This window comes from Shimia sp. R11_0 (assembly GCF_017744035.1).
Lineage (GTDB): Bacteria > Pseudomonadota > Alphaproteobacteria > Rhodobacterales > Rhodobacteraceae > Shimia > Shimia marina.
On sequence record NZ_JAGHQY010000007.1, the window covers coordinates 65,156 to 80,390 of the forward strand.

Annotated in this window: 12 protein-coding genes; 5 read left to right on the forward strand and 7 right to left on the reverse strand. The window is 59.6% G+C overall.

Annotated elements, in window-relative coordinates; genetic code table 11:
* Positions 1-9: 9 nt before the first annotated feature.
* The 3 genes from J7382_RS14805 to J7382_RS14815 are packed head-to-tail and all read right to left on the reverse strand — an operon-like array spanning position 10 to position 2,993.
* Positions 10-882 (reverse strand): F0F1 ATP synthase subunit gamma, encoded by an 873-nt coding sequence (locus J7382_RS14805; protein ID WP_209069814.1) that lies wholly within the window; start codon positions 880-882, stop codon positions 10-12.
* A 12-nt stretch (positions 883-894) separates the two neighbouring features.
* Complete coding sequence (gene atpA, locus J7382_RS14810; protein ID WP_058239564.1) at positions 895-2,433, reverse strand: F0F1 ATP synthase subunit alpha; 1,539 nt, start codon at positions 2,431-2,433, stop codon at positions 895-897.
* On the reverse strand, positions 2,433-2,993 hold the full coding sequence (locus J7382_RS14815) for a F0F1 ATP synthase subunit delta (protein ID WP_058239565.1): 561 nt from the start codon (positions 2,991-2,993) through the stop codon (positions 2,433-2,435). The genes atpA and J7382_RS14815 overlap by 1 nt, the downstream gene beginning before the upstream one ends.
* Positions 2,994-3,436: 443 nt before the next feature.
* Here J7382_RS14815 and J7382_RS14820 point away from each other — a divergent pair, with 443 nt between their 5' ends.
* On the forward strand, positions 3,437-5,035 hold the full coding sequence (locus tag J7382_RS14820) for a hypothetical protein (RefSeq protein WP_209069815.1): 1,599 nt from the start codon (positions 3,437-3,439) through the stop codon (positions 5,033-5,035).
* A 15-nt stretch (positions 5,036-5,050) separates the two neighbouring features.
* Here J7382_RS14820 and J7382_RS14825 read toward each other — a convergent pair whose 3' ends face one another.
* Positions 5,051-5,791 carry a methyltransferase domain-containing protein gene (locus tag J7382_RS14825; RefSeq protein WP_058239567.1) on the reverse strand — a complete coding sequence of 247 codons (741 nt, stop codon included), beginning with the start codon at positions 5,789-5,791 and terminating at the stop codon, positions 5,051-5,053.
* Between the two features lie 61 nt (positions 5,792-5,852).
* Here J7382_RS14825 and gloB point away from each other — a divergent pair, with 61 nt between their 5' ends.
* The 3 genes from gloB (at position 5,853) to J7382_RS14840 (ending at position 10,147) form a co-directional block, all read left to right on the forward strand.
* Positions 5,853-6,620, forward strand: a complete 768-nt coding sequence (gloB, locus tag J7382_RS14830) for a hydroxyacylglutathione hydrolase (protein WP_209069816.1) — start codon at positions 5,853-5,855, stop codon at positions 6,618-6,620.
* 225 nt (positions 6,621-6,845) lie between these two features.
* On the forward strand, positions 6,846-9,173 hold the full coding sequence (clpA, locus tag J7382_RS14835; protein ID WP_209069817.1) for an ATP-dependent Clp protease ATP-binding subunit ClpA: 2,328 nt from the start codon (positions 6,846-6,848) through the stop codon (positions 9,171-9,173).
* A complete protein-coding gene (locus J7382_RS14840; RefSeq protein WP_209069818.1) occupies positions 9,173-10,147 on the forward strand; it encodes a M23 family metallopeptidase in 975 nt (324 codons plus the stop codon). The genes clpA and J7382_RS14840 overlap by 1 nt, the downstream gene beginning before the upstream one ends.
* A gap of 7 nt (positions 10,148-10,154) precedes the next feature.
* Here J7382_RS14840 and J7382_RS14845 read toward each other — a convergent pair whose 3' ends face one another.
* From J7382_RS14845 to J7382_RS14855, 3 genes are all read right to left on the reverse strand, one after another.
* Positions 10,155-12,371 (reverse strand): peptidoglycan -binding protein, encoded by a 2,217-nt coding sequence (locus J7382_RS14845; protein ID WP_209069819.1) that lies wholly within the window; start codon positions 12,369-12,371, stop codon positions 10,155-10,157.
* A gap of 3 nt (positions 12,372-12,374) precedes the next feature.
* Entirely contained in the window at positions 12,375-13,547 is a 1,173-nt protein-coding gene (locus tag J7382_RS14850) for a biopolymer transporter ExbB (protein WP_209069820.1), read from the reverse strand.
* Positions 13,548-13,641: 94 nt separating this feature from the next.
* Positions 13,642-14,166 carry a gamma-glutamylcyclotransferase gene (locus J7382_RS14855; protein WP_209069821.1) on the reverse strand — a complete coding sequence of 175 codons (525 nt, stop codon included), beginning with the start codon at positions 14,164-14,166 and terminating at the stop codon, positions 13,642-13,644.
* A 72-nt stretch (positions 14,167-14,238) separates the two neighbouring features.
* Between J7382_RS14855 and J7382_RS14860 the strand changes: the two genes are divergently transcribed.
* Complete coding sequence (locus J7382_RS14860) at positions 14,239-15,234, forward strand: DUF2125 domain-containing protein (protein ID WP_209069822.1); 996 nt, start codon at positions 14,239-14,241, stop codon at positions 15,232-15,234.
* Position 15,235: the final 1 nt, after the last annotated feature.

A 15,235-nucleotide genomic window follows, 5' to 3' on the forward strand; every position in this document is an offset into this window, starting at 1 on the left:
CTCCGGTTCTTAGAGCGCTTCAGCGCCCGAGATGATTTCAATAAGCTCGTTGGTGATCACAGCCTGACGCGAGCGGTTGAACTCGATGGTCAGCTGGTCGATCATGTCGCCTGCGTTGCGGGTTGCGTTGTCCATGGCGGACATCCGCGCGCCCTGCTCAGAGGCACCGTTTTCCAGCAGGGCCGCAAAGATCTGTGTTGCGACGCCGCGCGGCAGCAGGTCAGCCAGAAGGGCTTCTTCGCTGGGCTCGTAGTCATACAGAGAGCTTGCGCCATCTTCTGCGGCCTCAAAGGCAGCTGGGATGATCTGCTGTTCGGTTGGGATCTGGCTCACAACGTTCACGAACTTCGCATAGAAGATCGTTGCAACATCAAATTCGCCCGCGTCAAAGCGCACGAGGATGTCACGGGCAATGCCCTGAGCGTCGTCATAACCCACGCGCTTGACTTCTGTCAGGTCAACGTGGCCGATAAAGTCATCACCCAGTTCACGTTTGATCGCGTCACGGCCTTTTTTACCAACGGTCAGAACCTTAACGGTTTTGCCTTCAGCTTTCAGCTCCGCGGCTTTCGCACGCGCCAACTTTGCAATGTTTGCGTTAAAGCCACCGCACAGACCACGTTCCGCAGTCATCACCACCAACAGGTGGGTCTGATCGCTTCCGGTGCCCGCAAGCAGCTTTGGTGCAGTTTCAGAGCCGCCGACCGAGGCCGCGAGCCCACCCAGAACGGCATTGAACCGTTCTGTGTAAGGACGCGACTGCTCAGCAGCTTCCTGCGCGCGGCGAAGCTTCGCCGCGGCAACCATCTGCATGGCTTTGGTGATCTTACGAGTGTTTTTCACACTCTCGATCCGGTTTTTTAGGTCCTTCAGACTAGGCATTGTCCGAACCCCTTATGAAAAGTCAGCAGCGAACGCGTCCAGAACGGCTTTCACTTTGTCAGCTGCGTCACCTTTGATCTTCGGATCTTCGTCGGTGATCCACTGAAGCAGATCCGCGTGCTTGCCGCGCAGGAACGCCAACAGAGCTTCTTCGAAGCGGCCCACGTCAGATACGGACACTTTGTCCAGATACCCGTTCACACCTGCGAAGATGATGCAGACGATTTCCGCGTTGGTCAGCGGGGAGTACTGCGGCTGCTTCATCAGTTCGGTCAGACGCGCACCACGGTTCAGCAGCTGCTGAGTTGCGGCGTCAAGGTCAGAACCAAACTGAGCAAAGGCTGCCATCTCACGATACTGCGCGAGGGACAGTTTCACCGGACCAGCCACAGAGGACATGGCGGAAGTCTGCGCGGAGGAGCCCACACGGGAAACCGACAGACCGGTGTTCACAGCAGGACGGATACCCTGGTAGAACAGCTCGGTTTCGAGGAAGATCTGACCGTCAGTGATGGAGATCACGTTGGTTGGAATAAACGCGGAAACGTCGCCACCTTGGGTTTCGATGATTGGCAGCGCGGTCAGCGAGCCTGCACCGAAGTCTTCGTTCAGCTTCGCGGAACGCTCCAGCAGACGGGAGTGAAGGTAGAAAACGTCACCAGGATAAGCTTCACGGCCGGGTGGACGACGCAGCAGCAGGGACATCTGACGATAGGCCACAGCCTGCTTGGACAGGTCATCATAGATGATCAGAGCGTGCTTGCCGTTGTCACGGAAGTACTCGGCCATCGCGGTCGCGGCATAAGGTGCCAGGAACTGCATTGGCGCAGGGTCAGAAGCGGTCGCAGCCACAACGATGGAGTATTCAATCGCGCCGGTTTCTTCGAGCTTCTTCACCAGCTGTGCCACGGTGGAGCGCTTCTGGCCGATTGCGACATATACGCAGTACAGCTTCTTGCTCTCATCGTCGCCTGCGGCGTCGTTGTAGGATTTCTGGTTCAGGATCGCGTCCAGAGCAACGGCGGTTTTACCGGTCTGACGGTCACCAATGATCAGCTCACGCTGGCCACGGCCGATTGGAATCATCGCGTCCACAGATTTCAGGCCGGTTGCCATTGGCTCGTGCACGGATTTACGCGGGATGATGCCTGGCGCTTTCACGTCGGCCACACCGCGTGTGGAGGACTCGATTGGGCCCTTGCCGTCCAGCGGGTTGCCCAGACCGTCAACAACGCGACCCAGCAGGCCGTCACCGGTCGGAACGTCCACGATGGAGTTGGTGCGCTTAACAGTGTCACCTTCTTTGATGTCACGGTCAGAACCAAAGATAACAACACCAACGTTGTCGTTCTCAAGGTTCAGCGCCATGCCTTGAATACCACCAGGGAATTCAACCATCTCACCGGCTTGAACGTTGTCCAGACCGTAGACGCGCGCAATACCGTCGCCGACGGAAAGCACACGGCCGACTTCGGCCACTTCGGCCTCTTGGCCAAAGTTTTTAATCTGCTCCTTAAGGATCGCAGAGATTTCGGCTGCTTGGATACCCATTATCCGACCTCTTTCATTGCATTCTGGAGGGAAGCGAGCTTGGAGCGGATCGAGGTGTCGATCATCTTCGAGCCCACTTTAACTACAAGACCGCCCACGAGGCTCTCGTCGACGGTCGCGTTGATTTTGACATCTTTGCCAATGCGAGCGGCCAGCGTCTTCGCCAGCTTTTCACTTTGGGTTTTGGTCAAAGCTTTGGCGGTGGTGACATCGGCTGTCACTTCACCTTTATGCTCGGCGATCATCGCCTGCAGGTGCTCAATCAGCTGAGGCAGAACGAACAGGCGACGTTTCTGGGCCATCAGGCTCAGAACATTCACCAGCACATCTTGCACACCCATTTTCTGAGCCACGGCCGCGATTGCGGCGCCCTGCTCATCACGGCTGATCAACGGCGAATGAATCAGGTTGCGCAGGTCTTCGCTGTCGGCCAACGCCGCGCTCAAACCTTCAAGGCTACCTTCCAATTCGCTGAGCGCATTGTTCTCTTGAGCGATCTCAAAGACCGCAGCGGCATAGCGTTCTGCAATGCCGGAGGAGATCGAAGCTGGTTCGGACACGTCCACCCTTCCGCTTGCTGGCCTCGCACATTGCATACCATGGTATGCGACATCCGAGGGCGTTTCATGGCCTCGGGACTAACGAGGCATTAAAATCCGTCGCGGGTGTAGCAGAGGAGTGCGCAGCTAGCAACATTGTTTGCAGGTTTCTCACACCGGGCATAAGCCCTTATTTTTAAAGCTGTGACGTAGGTGCGACCCTTTGCCTATTAAACCTTCGTTAAAAAATATGTCTTAAAAGCTCGTTTTCTTCACATCCGCACCCCATCTAAGCGCATTTTTCACATGTGACTCGGGGTCATTTGCCGCACCCCCTGCGCTCAAATGTCCGCCAAAAGCGCCGCCAGATTTGCCCAGCGCGGTGCCGTCAACGAAATATCAATGAAACCTCCGCCCTACTGATCTTGGGGAAATGAGTCTGATTCTGAGATCTGGGGGTAACTATGGGTCCGATTGTACTTCTGTCGCTGCTGGGGATTGGCGCGGCAACTGCCTTTGTCGACGTGATGAGCGACTCCGATGACTCTGACGCATTGGATGTCAAAGATGACACCAATGACGATGAAGATCAGGATCTTGGCATGGGGCCGATTGATGGCGCCGGGGACACCGGTGAAGAAGATCAAGACGGCGGTTCATCCTCAGGGCAAAACGCGGTCCAGCCTGAAGAGCTGAAAGGTCCGACATTACACGGCACCGATAAAGCCGATGAGCTCACAGCGCGCAGCACCCAAAACATCGACGCAGCTGAAGGCAACGATACGCTGAGTTCCCGTGGCTCCGGCATTCTGCTGGGGGGCGAAGGCAACGATATGATGGAAATTGGAGGCACGGCGAAGGGCTATGGCGGCCTCGGCGAAGACTATATGCACATTTCCGACGCAGGCGCAGCCTTTGGCGGATTTGGCAACGACACTTTCATTCTCAAAGCCCCGCAATCCGCGCTCAGCGGCCCGGCTGTCGCTGACGGAGGCGATGGGGATGATACCTTCGTGCTGAAGCCCCTCTCTGGCCTGCCCGAAGACAACGTCGCCCACATCCTGACGGGCGGCGCTGGAGCTGACGTCTATGCGCTTGACATCGATAGCGCCATCTCTGTGCGCGACGGGGCGGAAGGCGACAATCAGATCGTCGCCCGCATCACCGATTTTGATCCTGACGAAGACATGCTTCTGCTCGACATCGGCGCTGCCACCAACATGCAGGATGTGGATGATCTGCCTATGCCAGAGATCACCACCACCGAAGATCCCGATGGGGCCTACACCGATGTCCACTTCAAATGGACCAACCCGCTCAATCCCGACAATGTTGAAATCCGCACCATGCGGCTTGATGGCGTGACAGGTTTCTCCGCAGGGGAGGTACAGCTCACCAGCGTGTTTGATCCTGACAGCGCCCATTCTGACGATGAAACGGCCGGCGCAGCGGCCCATCGCCTCTTTGCCTTGACCCCAATCGAAGGCACCGCTGGGACAGATGACATCACGCTAAGCGACAGCGCCGCCACAACCCTCAAAGAGGGGGATGACACGCTCACCATCACCGGCGGCAGCCATTTGGCCTATGGCGGCGAAGGCAACGACACTATGATCGTCAACAGCGATGACAACGGCGCCGCGCAGCTCTTTGGCGGCGAAGGTGACGATGTGATCACCGCTGATAAAATCCAGAACAATGACACCGCTCTGATTGGCGGCGAGGGCGACGACACCATCACATTCGGCCTTGGCCACTACGTCGAAGGCAATGCAGGGGCAGATACGCTGACCCTCAATGTCCACCCGGATGCGCTCGCTCAGGGGCCTGCGGTGCTTGATGCGCTCACGGGCAACCACCTGACCATCAATATACCACCTGAGCTTGAGGGCGAGCTGCACATTCTCAACCACACCTACAGCAATGGCTTTGAAGTGGTCTATTCCGAGGTTCTGATTGGGGACACCCCCATCCTGAAACTGATGGAAGAAGACTTTACCAATGGGGTGGGTATTGCTGAAAATGATCCAAGGCTGACCATCATACGCGACGCTGCTCTCTGATCGAAATAGCCAAGCCTAGGCCGGGGCCACTTCAGGCGTCGGCGCCAGCACCCCCAATGGTTTTGCCACACGGCTGCGTACACCGGGCCCGCTGGGCGCATGCACACGCTTGCTGGCTTCCACGATCAACACGCCCCCCGCCATGACAGGCGACACGGTTTTGCCGAACCCTTCCCAAAGCGCGCCTGTTTTACGCCAGAACCGCTTGTGGCTGGGCGGCTGATAAAGCGTGGCGCGATGACGTTCCGGCATGAACCCGTGACGCTTAAGCTGTGTTTCCAACTGCGTGGTGGAATAGGGGCGACCGAATCCAAAGGGCGTTTTATCACTGCGCGACCACAGGCCGGAGCGATGTGGCACTACAAACAAAGCCCGCCCTCCGGGGCCCAGAACCCGCTGCGCCTCATCCAGCACATCGCCGGGTCGGTCACTGGTTTCCAGCCCGTGCATCATAACCAACCGGTCCACATGTCCGGTCTCAATCGGCCAGAGCGTTTCCTCACATAACACAGAGACATTCGCCATGCCCGCAGGCCAGGGCATCACCCCCTGCGGTGCCGGCATCAGCCCAACAACCCGCCGCGCTTCTGCCAGATAAGGCCGCAACAGCGGCACAGCAAATCCAAACCCCGCAACCGTGAGCCCCTTGGCTTCAGGCCACAGTTCCAGCATCTCGTCGCGCACAGCTTTCTGGGCCGCGCGCCCCAGGGTGCTGCGGTAGTAGAAATTGCGAAGGTCTTGCACATCAAGATGCATTGCACCCGGCCCTCTGATCGGCAAATCTGTAGACAACATAGCAACGCAGAGCCGAAATTCCATGCCCCATCAAATCGTCACCATTCCCTGTCTGTCAGACAACTACGCCTTTCTTGTACATGACAAGACCTCCGGGGCGACCGCGCTGATTGACGCGCCCGAAGCTGCCCCGATTCTGGCCGAACTGGAGCGGCGCAGCTGGCAGCTTTCTCACGTACTGCTCACCCATCACCATTGGGATCACGTGGACGGCCTGCCCGGCATTCTCGACAGCCACAAAGCACAGGTCTACGGCGCCAAGGCTGATGCGCACCGCCTGCCCGCCTTAGATCTGGCACTGGAAGAGGGGGAAACCTTCGATTTTGCGGGCGAAACCGTCTCCGTGATGGATGTCTCCGGCCATACGGTGGGGCATATCGCCTTTCACTTCCCGGACAGCAAAGCGCTCTTCACCGGCGACAGCCTGATGGCCATGGGCTGCGGGCGCCTGTTTGAAGGCACGCCAGCACAGATGTTTGACAGTCTCAGCAAGCTGGCCGCCCTGCCCGACAGCACCACAGTGTGTTCCGGTCACGAATACACTGCTTCAAACTGCGCCTTTGCCGCATCGCTTGGCGAAAAAAACGACGACCTGGCCGCACGCATTGCCGCCGTAGAGGCCATGCGTGCCACCGGGCACCCAACCGTGCCCTCCAATCTCGGTCAGGAAAAACATACCAACCCCTTCCTGCGCAGCGCTGACCCAGCCCTTCAGGCCGCCATTGGCATGGCTGGGGCCGCACCGGTGGACGTCTTCACAGAGCTGCGCAAACGCAAAGACAACTTTTGATCTGAACCTAAAGAGCGGGCGTAAAATACAGTATATGCCCGCTCAATACGGTGGCGGCTCACGACAGAGTGACCCAACCAGAGGCTGTTTCCTGTGAAATCTGTATCAAATTTTGCAGAAAGTCCTTGAAGACCGCCGCCAATCGACCAAACTTTAACACACCGACCTTATGGTAAACGGCGGGGGCATCCGCCACCATATAACCCCGGAGGGAGCAGTCACACCGTGCCGTCATTTTCAAACACGCTCGAACACGCCATCCACGCTGCGCTCGCGCAGGCCAACCAGCGCAAACATGAGTTTGCCACGCTGGAGCACCTGCTCCTGTCTTTGCTGGATGAGCCCGATGCGCTGCGCGTGATGCAGGCCTGCAGCGTGAACATCGACGAATTGCGCAGCGACCTGATCGAATTCATTGACGATGACCTGTCCAATCTGGTCACCGATGTCGAAGGCAGCGAGGCGGTGCCAACCGCCGCATTCCAACGCGTGATTCAGCGCGCCGCCATCCACGTTCAAAGCTCTGGTCGCACCGAAGTGACCGGTGCCAATGTACTGGTGGCGATTTTTGCCGAACGCGAATCCAACGCCGCCTACTTCCTGCAAGAGCAGGACATGACCCGGTATGATGCGGTGAATTTCATCGCCCATGGCGTGGCCAAAGACCCCGCTTTTGGCGAAGCCCGCTCTGTCAGCGGCGCGGATGATGAAAGCGAACAGCGCATTGAAGGCACCGCCGAAGGCGGCGAAGCCAAGGAAAGCGCGCTGGCCAAATACTGCGTTGATCTCAACGTCAAAGCCAACAAAGGCGATGTGGACCCGCTGATCGGCCGCGACCATGAGGTCGAGCGCTGCATTCAGGTGCTTTGCCGCCGCCGCAAAAACAACCCGCTTCTGGTGGGCGATCCCGGCGTTGGCAAAACCGCCATCGCGGAAGGGCTCGCACGCAAAATCGTGCAAGGCGAAATCCCCGAAGTGCTCAGCGAAACCACCATCTACTCGCTCGACATGGGCGCGCTTCTGGCGGGCACCCGCTATCGCGGTGACTTTGAAGAGCGGCTGAAGGCCGTGGTGACCGAGCTTGAGGATCACCCGGATGCCGTGCTCTTCATTGATGAAATCCACACCGTGATTGGTGCCGGGGCCACCTCCGGCGGTGCCATGGATGCCTCCAACCTGCTGAAGCCTGCGCTGCAGGGCGGCAAGCTGCGCACCATGGGCTCCACCACCTATAAAGAGTTCCGCCAGCACTTTGAAAAGGACCGCGCCCTGTCCCGTCGTTTCCAGAAGATCGACGTGAACGAGCCAACTGTGCCGGACAGCATCAAGATCCTCAAAGGCCTCAAGGAGTATTTTGAAGAGCATCACAGCGTGAAATACACCGCTGATGCGATCAAAACCGCGGTGGAGCTGTCCGCGCGCTACATCAATGACCGCAAACTGCCGGACAAAGCCATCGATGTGATCGACGAGGCCGGTGCTGCGCAGCATCTGCTGGCCGCCTCCAAGCGTCGCAAAACCATTGGCGTGAAAGAGATCGAGGCCGTGGTCGCCAAAATCGCGCGCATCCCGCCCAAAAACGTCTCCAAAGACGACGCCGAAGTGCTCAAGGATCTGGAAAAATCCCTCAAGCGCGTGGTGTTTGGTCAGGACAAAGCCATCGAGGCGCTCAGCTCCGCCATCAAACTGGCCCGTGCCGGTCTGCGCGAGCCTGAAAAGCCCATCGGCAACTACCTCTTCGCCGGGCCAACCGGTGTGGGTAAAACCGAGGTCGCCAAACAGCTGGCGGACACGCTGGGCGTGGAGCTGCTGCGCTTTGACATGTCTGAATACATGGAGAAACACGCGGTCTCCCGCCTGATCGGCGCGCCTCCGGGCTATGTCGGCTTTGATCAGGGCGGCCTGCTGACCGATGGTGTGGATCAGCACCCTCATTGTGTGCTGCTGCTCGATGAAATCGAGAAAGCCCACCCCGATGTCTACAACATCCTATTGCAGGTGATGGACAATGGTGAGCTGACCGATCACAACGGCCGCACCGTGAGCTTCCGCAACGTGGTTCTGATCATGACCTCCAACGCGGGTGCCTCTGAGCAGGCGAAAGCCGCCATCGGCTTTGGCCGGGACCGTCGCGAAGGTGAAGACACCGCCGCAATCGAGCGCACCTTCACACCAGAATTCCGCAACCGTCTGGACGCGGTGATCTCCTTCCAGCCGCTGCCGAAAGAGACCATTCTGCAGGTTGTCGAGAAATTCGTGCTGCAGCTTGAGGCCCAGCTGATGGATCGCAACGTGACCATCGAACTGACGCCCAAAGCCGCACAATGGCTGGCGGACAAAGGCTATGATGACAAAATGGGGGCACGCCCGCTTGGCCGCGTCATTCAGGAGTACATCAAAAAGCCACTGGCCGAAGAGCTGCTCTTTGGCAAACTGGCCAAAGGCGGCGTGGTGAAGGTCAAGGTCAAGAACGGCGAGCTGGTCCTTGATCTGGCCGGCCCGGAAAACCCGCGCATCACCGGCGACAAGCCACCGCTGCTCACGGCGGACTGATGCTCACCCGCAGTATTGCATTGATTGGCGCGCTCGCAGCTTACCCGGCTGCGGGCGCGCCAACGTTTTCAACACCCGTTGACTGTGAGTTGGGCACAAGCTGCTTTGTGCAGAACTATGTCGATCATGATCCCGGCCCCGGCCATCAGGATCACAGCTGTGGTCCGCTGTCTTATGATGGGCACAAAGGCACCGATTTTGCCCTGCCCAGCCTTCTGGCCATGCAAGAAGGGGTGGATGTGCTGGCCGCCGCAGATGGCATTGTCACCGGCACAAGGGATGGCATGGCCGACCGGCTCTTCCGCGTCGAAAACAGCCCGGCTCTCAACGGGCGCGACTGCGGCAATGGCGTTGTGGTGGATCACGGCGACGGCTGGGTCACGCAATACTGCCATATGAAACAAGACAGCGTCGCCGTGGCGCAGGGCGATCGGGTGCGACGTGGCCAACCCCTTGGCGAAATCGGTCTCTCTGGCCGCACCCAGTTCCCACATCTGCATATCTCCGTGCGGCACAACGATCAGGTGGTGGATCCCTATTCTGCTGATACGTCTGGACCGTCGCCGGATCAGTGCAAAGGCCCGCATCGCTCCCTTTGGGAGGCGCCTCTGGCCTATGTGCCCGGCGGGTTGATCCGCGCAGGCTTTGACGTGACCATTCCCACCTATGAGGATGTCAAATCCGGCATCGCCGGGCGCGCCGAAATTCCCTCCCAGGCCAAGGCGCTGGTGCTCTTTGCCTACGCCTATGGCAGCCGCGCCAATGACATTTTAGAGCTGCGGATTTCCGGCCCTGAGGGGGAGATCTTCTCCCATGCTGTCACGCTGGAAAAGGCACAGGCGCAGTATTTCCGCGCTGGCGGCAAACGCACCCCGATGGGGGGGTGGCCCAAAGGGGCCTATCTCGGTCATGTGCGCATCTTGCGGGATGGAAAGGTCCTCGATCACTCAGAAGTGCCCCTCACCATCCAATAGACAGACCTTAACGTTCCGTGAACTTCAGCTCAATCCGGCGGTTGCGGGCCCGTGCCGCAGCCGTGTCATCGCGATCCACCGGCTGATACTGCCCAAACCCATTGGCCGACAGCCGCGCAGGCGGCAGGCCCAATACATCAATCATATAGCGCACCACTGATAGGGCCCGCGCCTGACTGAGTTCCCAGTTATCCGCAAATGTGCCGCCCGTGATCGGCACATCATCGGTGTGGCCGTCAACGCGCAAAATCCAGTCGATGTTGCTGGGAATATCATCAATCACGCCCTGCAGAATGCCCGCCACTTTAGCCACCTCGGCTTGCCCTTCGGGCGAAAGCTCCGCGCCACCGGGCGGGAACAGCACCTCAGACGAGAAGACAAAACGGTCCCCAACAATGCGCACCCCTTCTTGCGCGCCCAGGAGATTGCGCAGCTGCCCAAAGAACTCAGAGCGATATTGCGCCAGATCCTTGGCTTCCGCCTGCAGCGCAATCTTCTCCTGCTCCAGACGAATACGCTCCGCCTCTTCCAACAGGCGGCGCTTGCGCTCTTCTGCGGCGGCACGTGCAAGCGCGGCATTCAAATCAGAGCCCAGCGCCTCAAGCTGCACCTGCGCCGCCGCATCCCGCTCTGCATAATCATCCAAAATCGTCTGCAACTGCCCCAACTGCGTGCGCAGCGCCCCGATCTGCTGGTTCAACGCCGCAATCTGGCGCAGGCTCTCTGCAGATTTAGCCTCTTCTTCGGAAAGCGCCTTATTGGCCTCCGCCAAAAGCGCATCACGCCGCTCTGCTTCCGTCAGCGCCGCCGCCTCGGCGTTTTCCGCCGCCTTCTGCGCCGCCAAAGCTGCGGCAAGCTCTTCTTCTACATTAAGACCATCGCGCAGTTTCTGCTCTGCCGCCAGTTTGGCCGCCAGCGCCGTTGCCAACCGCTCCCGCAACGACGCCCCGCCGTCCTGCGCCTCTGCCTGCGCGGCGACCGCGGCGGCAAGTTGCGTTTCCAGATCCGCGACCTGCGCGGTCAGCCCCTCAACCTGTGCCGCACGTTCCGCGCCCTCTGTCTCTGATGCAAGCTTGTCGCGCAGGGCCTGCGCAAGCTGCGCCTCCAGCTCTTGAAGGTCTGAGCGCCGCTCGCCCACTTGCGCCTCTGCCGTGGCCCGCGCTGCCACTTCCTCCACCAGCTGCGCTTGCAACTCTGACACCGTGCGCCGATTTTCCTCCAGCCCCAGCAAAGCCGCCGCCAATTGCGCCTGTACCGACGCCAATGCGCCTTCGCGCGCCTCCAATTCAGCTTCCACCGTCGCCAGTTTGAGCACGGTCTCTTCCAGGGAAGCATCCACAGTCTGCCCCTGCACAAGCGCCGCCGCCAGCTTCAGGTCCAGATCCTCCCGCGCCGCCTCTGCCGCCGCCAGCAGGGTCAGCGTGTCTTCGGCCTCCTTGCGCTGCGCCTCAAGCGCCAGGGTCATCGCCGTCAGCTCCGCATCCGCATTTTCAAGCCGCTTGCGCAGCTCTTCTGCGGCGGCCGCCTCCAGCACACGGCGCTGCTCTTCCGCGCTCAAGGCGCGATCCAACCGGTCCGCTTCTGCAGCCAGTTCGTCAATCTGCTGCGCGCCCTCGGCCACGTCCTGACGCAGGCTGTCAATCAGCGCCTGCATCGCATCCGCCTCCGCCGCCGCCAGCCGCGCGGCCTCTGTGCCTGCATCAATCTCATCACGCGCCTGTGCCAGCGCCAGCGAAAGCGCATCGCGTTCGTCAATCAGGGCATCCCGCCGACCTTCCAGCGTTTCGATATCGGCCAAAGCCTGCGCGCGCTGCGCCAAAAGCCCGGCCACCTGCGCCTCAAAATTGGTGATCTGCGTTTGCGCGGCCTGCAAAGCCGCCGCCTGCGCATCCCGCGTCGCGGTGAGCGCGGCAATCAGGGCCGTCTGTTCGCGCAGTTCCGTATCCCGATCCGCCAGCGTCGCCGTCAACCCGCCCAGTTCTTCTTGCAGATTGCGTGTCCGGACCCGTTCGAGCCCCAGCGCATCCGCCAAAGCCGCAACTTCCCCCTGCAGGGCGTCCAGCTCCGTGTCTTTTTCGGTGATGGTTTCGGTCAGCACGAACTGCACGATCATAAAAATCGTCAGCACAAACATCAAAACCAGCAACAGCCCGGTCATCGCATCCACGAAACCGGGCCAGATCGAAGCCTGAAATCTCTGTCCAGTGCGCCGTGACAGGGCCATGCCTTAGCCCTCCTGCCCACCTTTGGGCCGCTTCAGCGTGACTTTAGTGGCAGGTCCATCTGCCTCCTGCGCTTTCACCGTGCGTCGCAACAGCCGTGTGATCGCCGTGATCTCGGTGCGCAGCTCAGTCATGCTTTCCTGACGCCCTGCGGAAATCTCTTCAAGGATGCGCAGCATCTGCACATCAATGGAGCGCAGCCGCATCCGACTTTCGGCATCCATGCCGCCCTCACCGCCTGCACCAGCATCCCCCATCCGGGCCAGCAGACGTTCCTGCCCGTCGCCAATCCGGTGCAGCGCATTGGCCAGCTCATCCAGATTGCCGCTCACATCGCGGGCTTGGGTGGCCTGCGCCATGGTCTCACGCAACTGATCCAATTGACCGGACATATGTTCAAACGCCGCACCCAGAACGGAAATATCACCGCTGTCGCCATCGCTCGTGGAAAAGCCAACCCGCGTGATCGAGCTGAGCCATTCTTCAAGTTCGCGGTAGAACCGGTTCTGCCCGTGGCTGGCAAACAGCTCAAGCAGGCCCACAACCAACGATCCCGCCAGCCCCAGCAAAGAAGAGGCAAAGGCCACGCCCATGCCGCCCAACTGGCTTTCCAACCCATCCATCAGACGTGAAACCACATCCACGCTGGCATCGCCCGCGCCAATATCAAGGCTTTTGATCGTATCCACCACCGCAGGCACAGTGGTCGCCAGCCCATAAAACGTGCCCAGCAATCCAAGGAAAATCAGCAGGTTCACAATATACCGCGTGATCTCGCGTCCTTCGTCCACCCGCGTTGCCACAGACTCCAGAATGGAGCTGGTCGAAGCCGAAGAAATCTGCCCATGTGCACCCCGCTCCCGCAGCAAAGAAGCCAGCGACGCCAGCAGGGTTGGCGGATTGTAAGGATCATGCCCCTCACGCAGCCCGGCAAACCCCTCGATCCAGCGCACCGAGCGAAACAGCGAAAACACCTGTGCAAATGTGGCGGCAACCCCGATCAGGAAGACAAAGAAGATAAAGCCGTTCAGCTCCGGGTTCGCGGTGAACACCGGCATCACCTGCGGCAGGGCGATATAGCCCACAAAGGCCACCAGCCCCAGAACAATCAGCATCAGCAGAATCTGACGCGTCGGCTTAGAGAAATGCGGCTCGATTTTACGGTCCGGCTGATCCATGATGACGGATCCTGACACTTGTTTTTTCTGCGCTCACCCTACTGGCATGTCTCTGTCCTGCCAAGGAGTTTTGGGGCGCATCCTTGGGCTGTGATCAGACGGCGGTCAATCTGTACACTTCCTGAGACAGCCACTTCAGATCTGCATCCTCAATGCCCAGTTCAAACAGATGACTGGCGGTGTTGTGCAGATACTCCGTGTTGGGCCCACGTCCCCCCACTGCGGTCGCAATGATCTCCGCCTGCTCCTGCAACGCCAGATGACAATACTGCACATGATGGGGGTCAATCACATAGGTCACCGCCTCCACCTGCCGCCCATCACTCAGCGCCAGTGGCAGGGTCTTCTCAAGGTAGGCAGAACTCACCAGTTCACGCTCGCGCAGATAGTCCAGGGTCTGTGTCTCATGGCCTTGCGCCACCTTCAGCGCGAGCCCCTGACAATGGGCACCCTCTTCGGCATCCAGCGCCAGCACCAGCCCCGGATGCGCCTCGGTGCCCCGATGATGGATTGAGCGCATACAGAAACTGCGGTGCCAGCCATCCAGACGGGCCACCATCTGTTCTGCCACCTCAAAGCCGGGATTCCACAAGAGCGATCCGTATCCAAATACCCACATATGCTGCCTCTGGTCCTAAACGTCCTGCAGCGTTAAACACCAAAGCGAACCGCTTCGAAAGGGCCCACGCGCATGAAACTTCTGGCATATCTCATCGGCCTCGCGGCACTGGTCTGGTCCGGCATCTGGATGGCCGGATACTGGGGGGTCACAACAGCGCTGCCCGCTTGGTTTGAGGCCCGCCAGAACGAAGGCTGGGTCGCCGAATATGACGACCTCACCGTGTCAGGCTTCCCCAGCCGACTGGACAGCACCTTCACCAATCTCACCCTGGCCGATCCAGACACGGGCGTTTCCTGGGATGCGCCCTTCTTTCAGCTTTTTGCCCTGACCTACCGGCCACATCATGTGATCGCCGTCTGGCCAGACCAACAGACATTGGCCACCCCCGCTGAGAAACTCACGCTTGCCACCGAAGACATGCGCGCCTCACTGGTGCTGGATCCGGGCACGAATTTGACCTTGGCCCGCACAAACCTCGCGGTGCAGGATCTGACGGTTGCCTCCAGTCTCGGCTGGAAGCTCTCCGCTGCTGCCATCAACCTCGCCATGCATCGCCAAGAAGGCACGGAAAGCACCTATCGTCTTGCCTTTCAGGCCGATGAGGTCACGCCCCCTGCCGGGTTTGATCTGCGCGACGAGATTGAGCTGCCGCGCAGTTTTTCCAGCTTCAAAGCCGATCTGGTTGCAGAGTTTGACCGCCCTTGGGATCGCAATGCCATCGAAGAGGCCCGTCCGCAGCCGGTTGCGCTTGACCTCAAACTGGCTGAAATCGTCTGGGGGGATCTGCAATTGCATGCCGCAGGTGCTGTCACCCTCGACACGCGCGGTATCCCAACCGGTGATCTGACCATCCGCGCCGTCAACTGGCGCGACATTCTTGAAGTCGCCCGCCAGTCTGAAAAGCTGCCCATCTCCGTGGTGGACACCGTGGAACAAGGGCTGAGCCTTCTGGCGCAGCTCTCTGGCAATGCCCAAGAGCTCGATATCCCGCTGACGTTTTCAGGCGGCGCAACCCGTCTGGGGCCCCTGCCCATCGGCCCGGCCCCACGCATTGTCCTGCGCTAAG

Bases quoted from the DNA above. Each gene is read 5' to 3' on its own strand.
- J7382_RS14805 (WP_209069814.1), bottom strand. From the start codon at position 882: ATGCCTAGTCTGAAGGACCTAAAAAACCGGATCGAGAGTGTGAAAAAC.
- atpA (WP_058239564.1), bottom strand. From the start codon at position 2,433: ATGGGTATCCAAGCAGCCGAAATCTCTGCGATCCTTAAGGAGCAGATT.
- J7382_RS14820 (WP_209069815.1), top strand. From the start codon at position 3,437: ATGGGTCCGATTGTACTTCTGTCGCTGCTGGGGATTGGCGCGGCAACT.
- J7382_RS14825 (WP_058239567.1), bottom strand. From the start codon at position 5,791: ATGCATCTTGATGTGCAAGACCTTCGCAATTTCTACTACCGCAGCACC.
- gloB (WP_209069816.1), top strand. From the start codon at position 5,853: ATGCCCCATCAAATCGTCACCATTCCCTGTCTGTCAGACAACTACGCC.
- J7382_RS14840 (WP_209069818.1), top strand. From the start codon at position 9,173: ATGCTCACCCGCAGTATTGCATTGATTGGCGCGCTCGCAGCTTACCCG.
- J7382_RS14845 (WP_209069819.1), bottom strand. From the start codon at position 12,371: ATGGCCCTGTCACGGCGCACTGGACAGAGATTTCAGGCTTCGATCTGG.
- J7382_RS14850 (WP_209069820.1), bottom strand. From the start codon at position 13,547: ATGGATCAGCCGGACCGTAAAATCGAGCCGCATTTCTCTAAGCCGACG.
- J7382_RS14855 (WP_209069821.1), bottom strand. From the start codon at position 14,166: ATGTGGGTATTTGGATACGGATCGCTCTTGTGGAATCCCGGCTTTGAG.
- J7382_RS14860 (WP_209069822.1), top strand. From the start codon at position 14,239: ATGAAACTTCTGGCATATCTCATCGGCCTCGCGGCACTGGTCTGGTCC.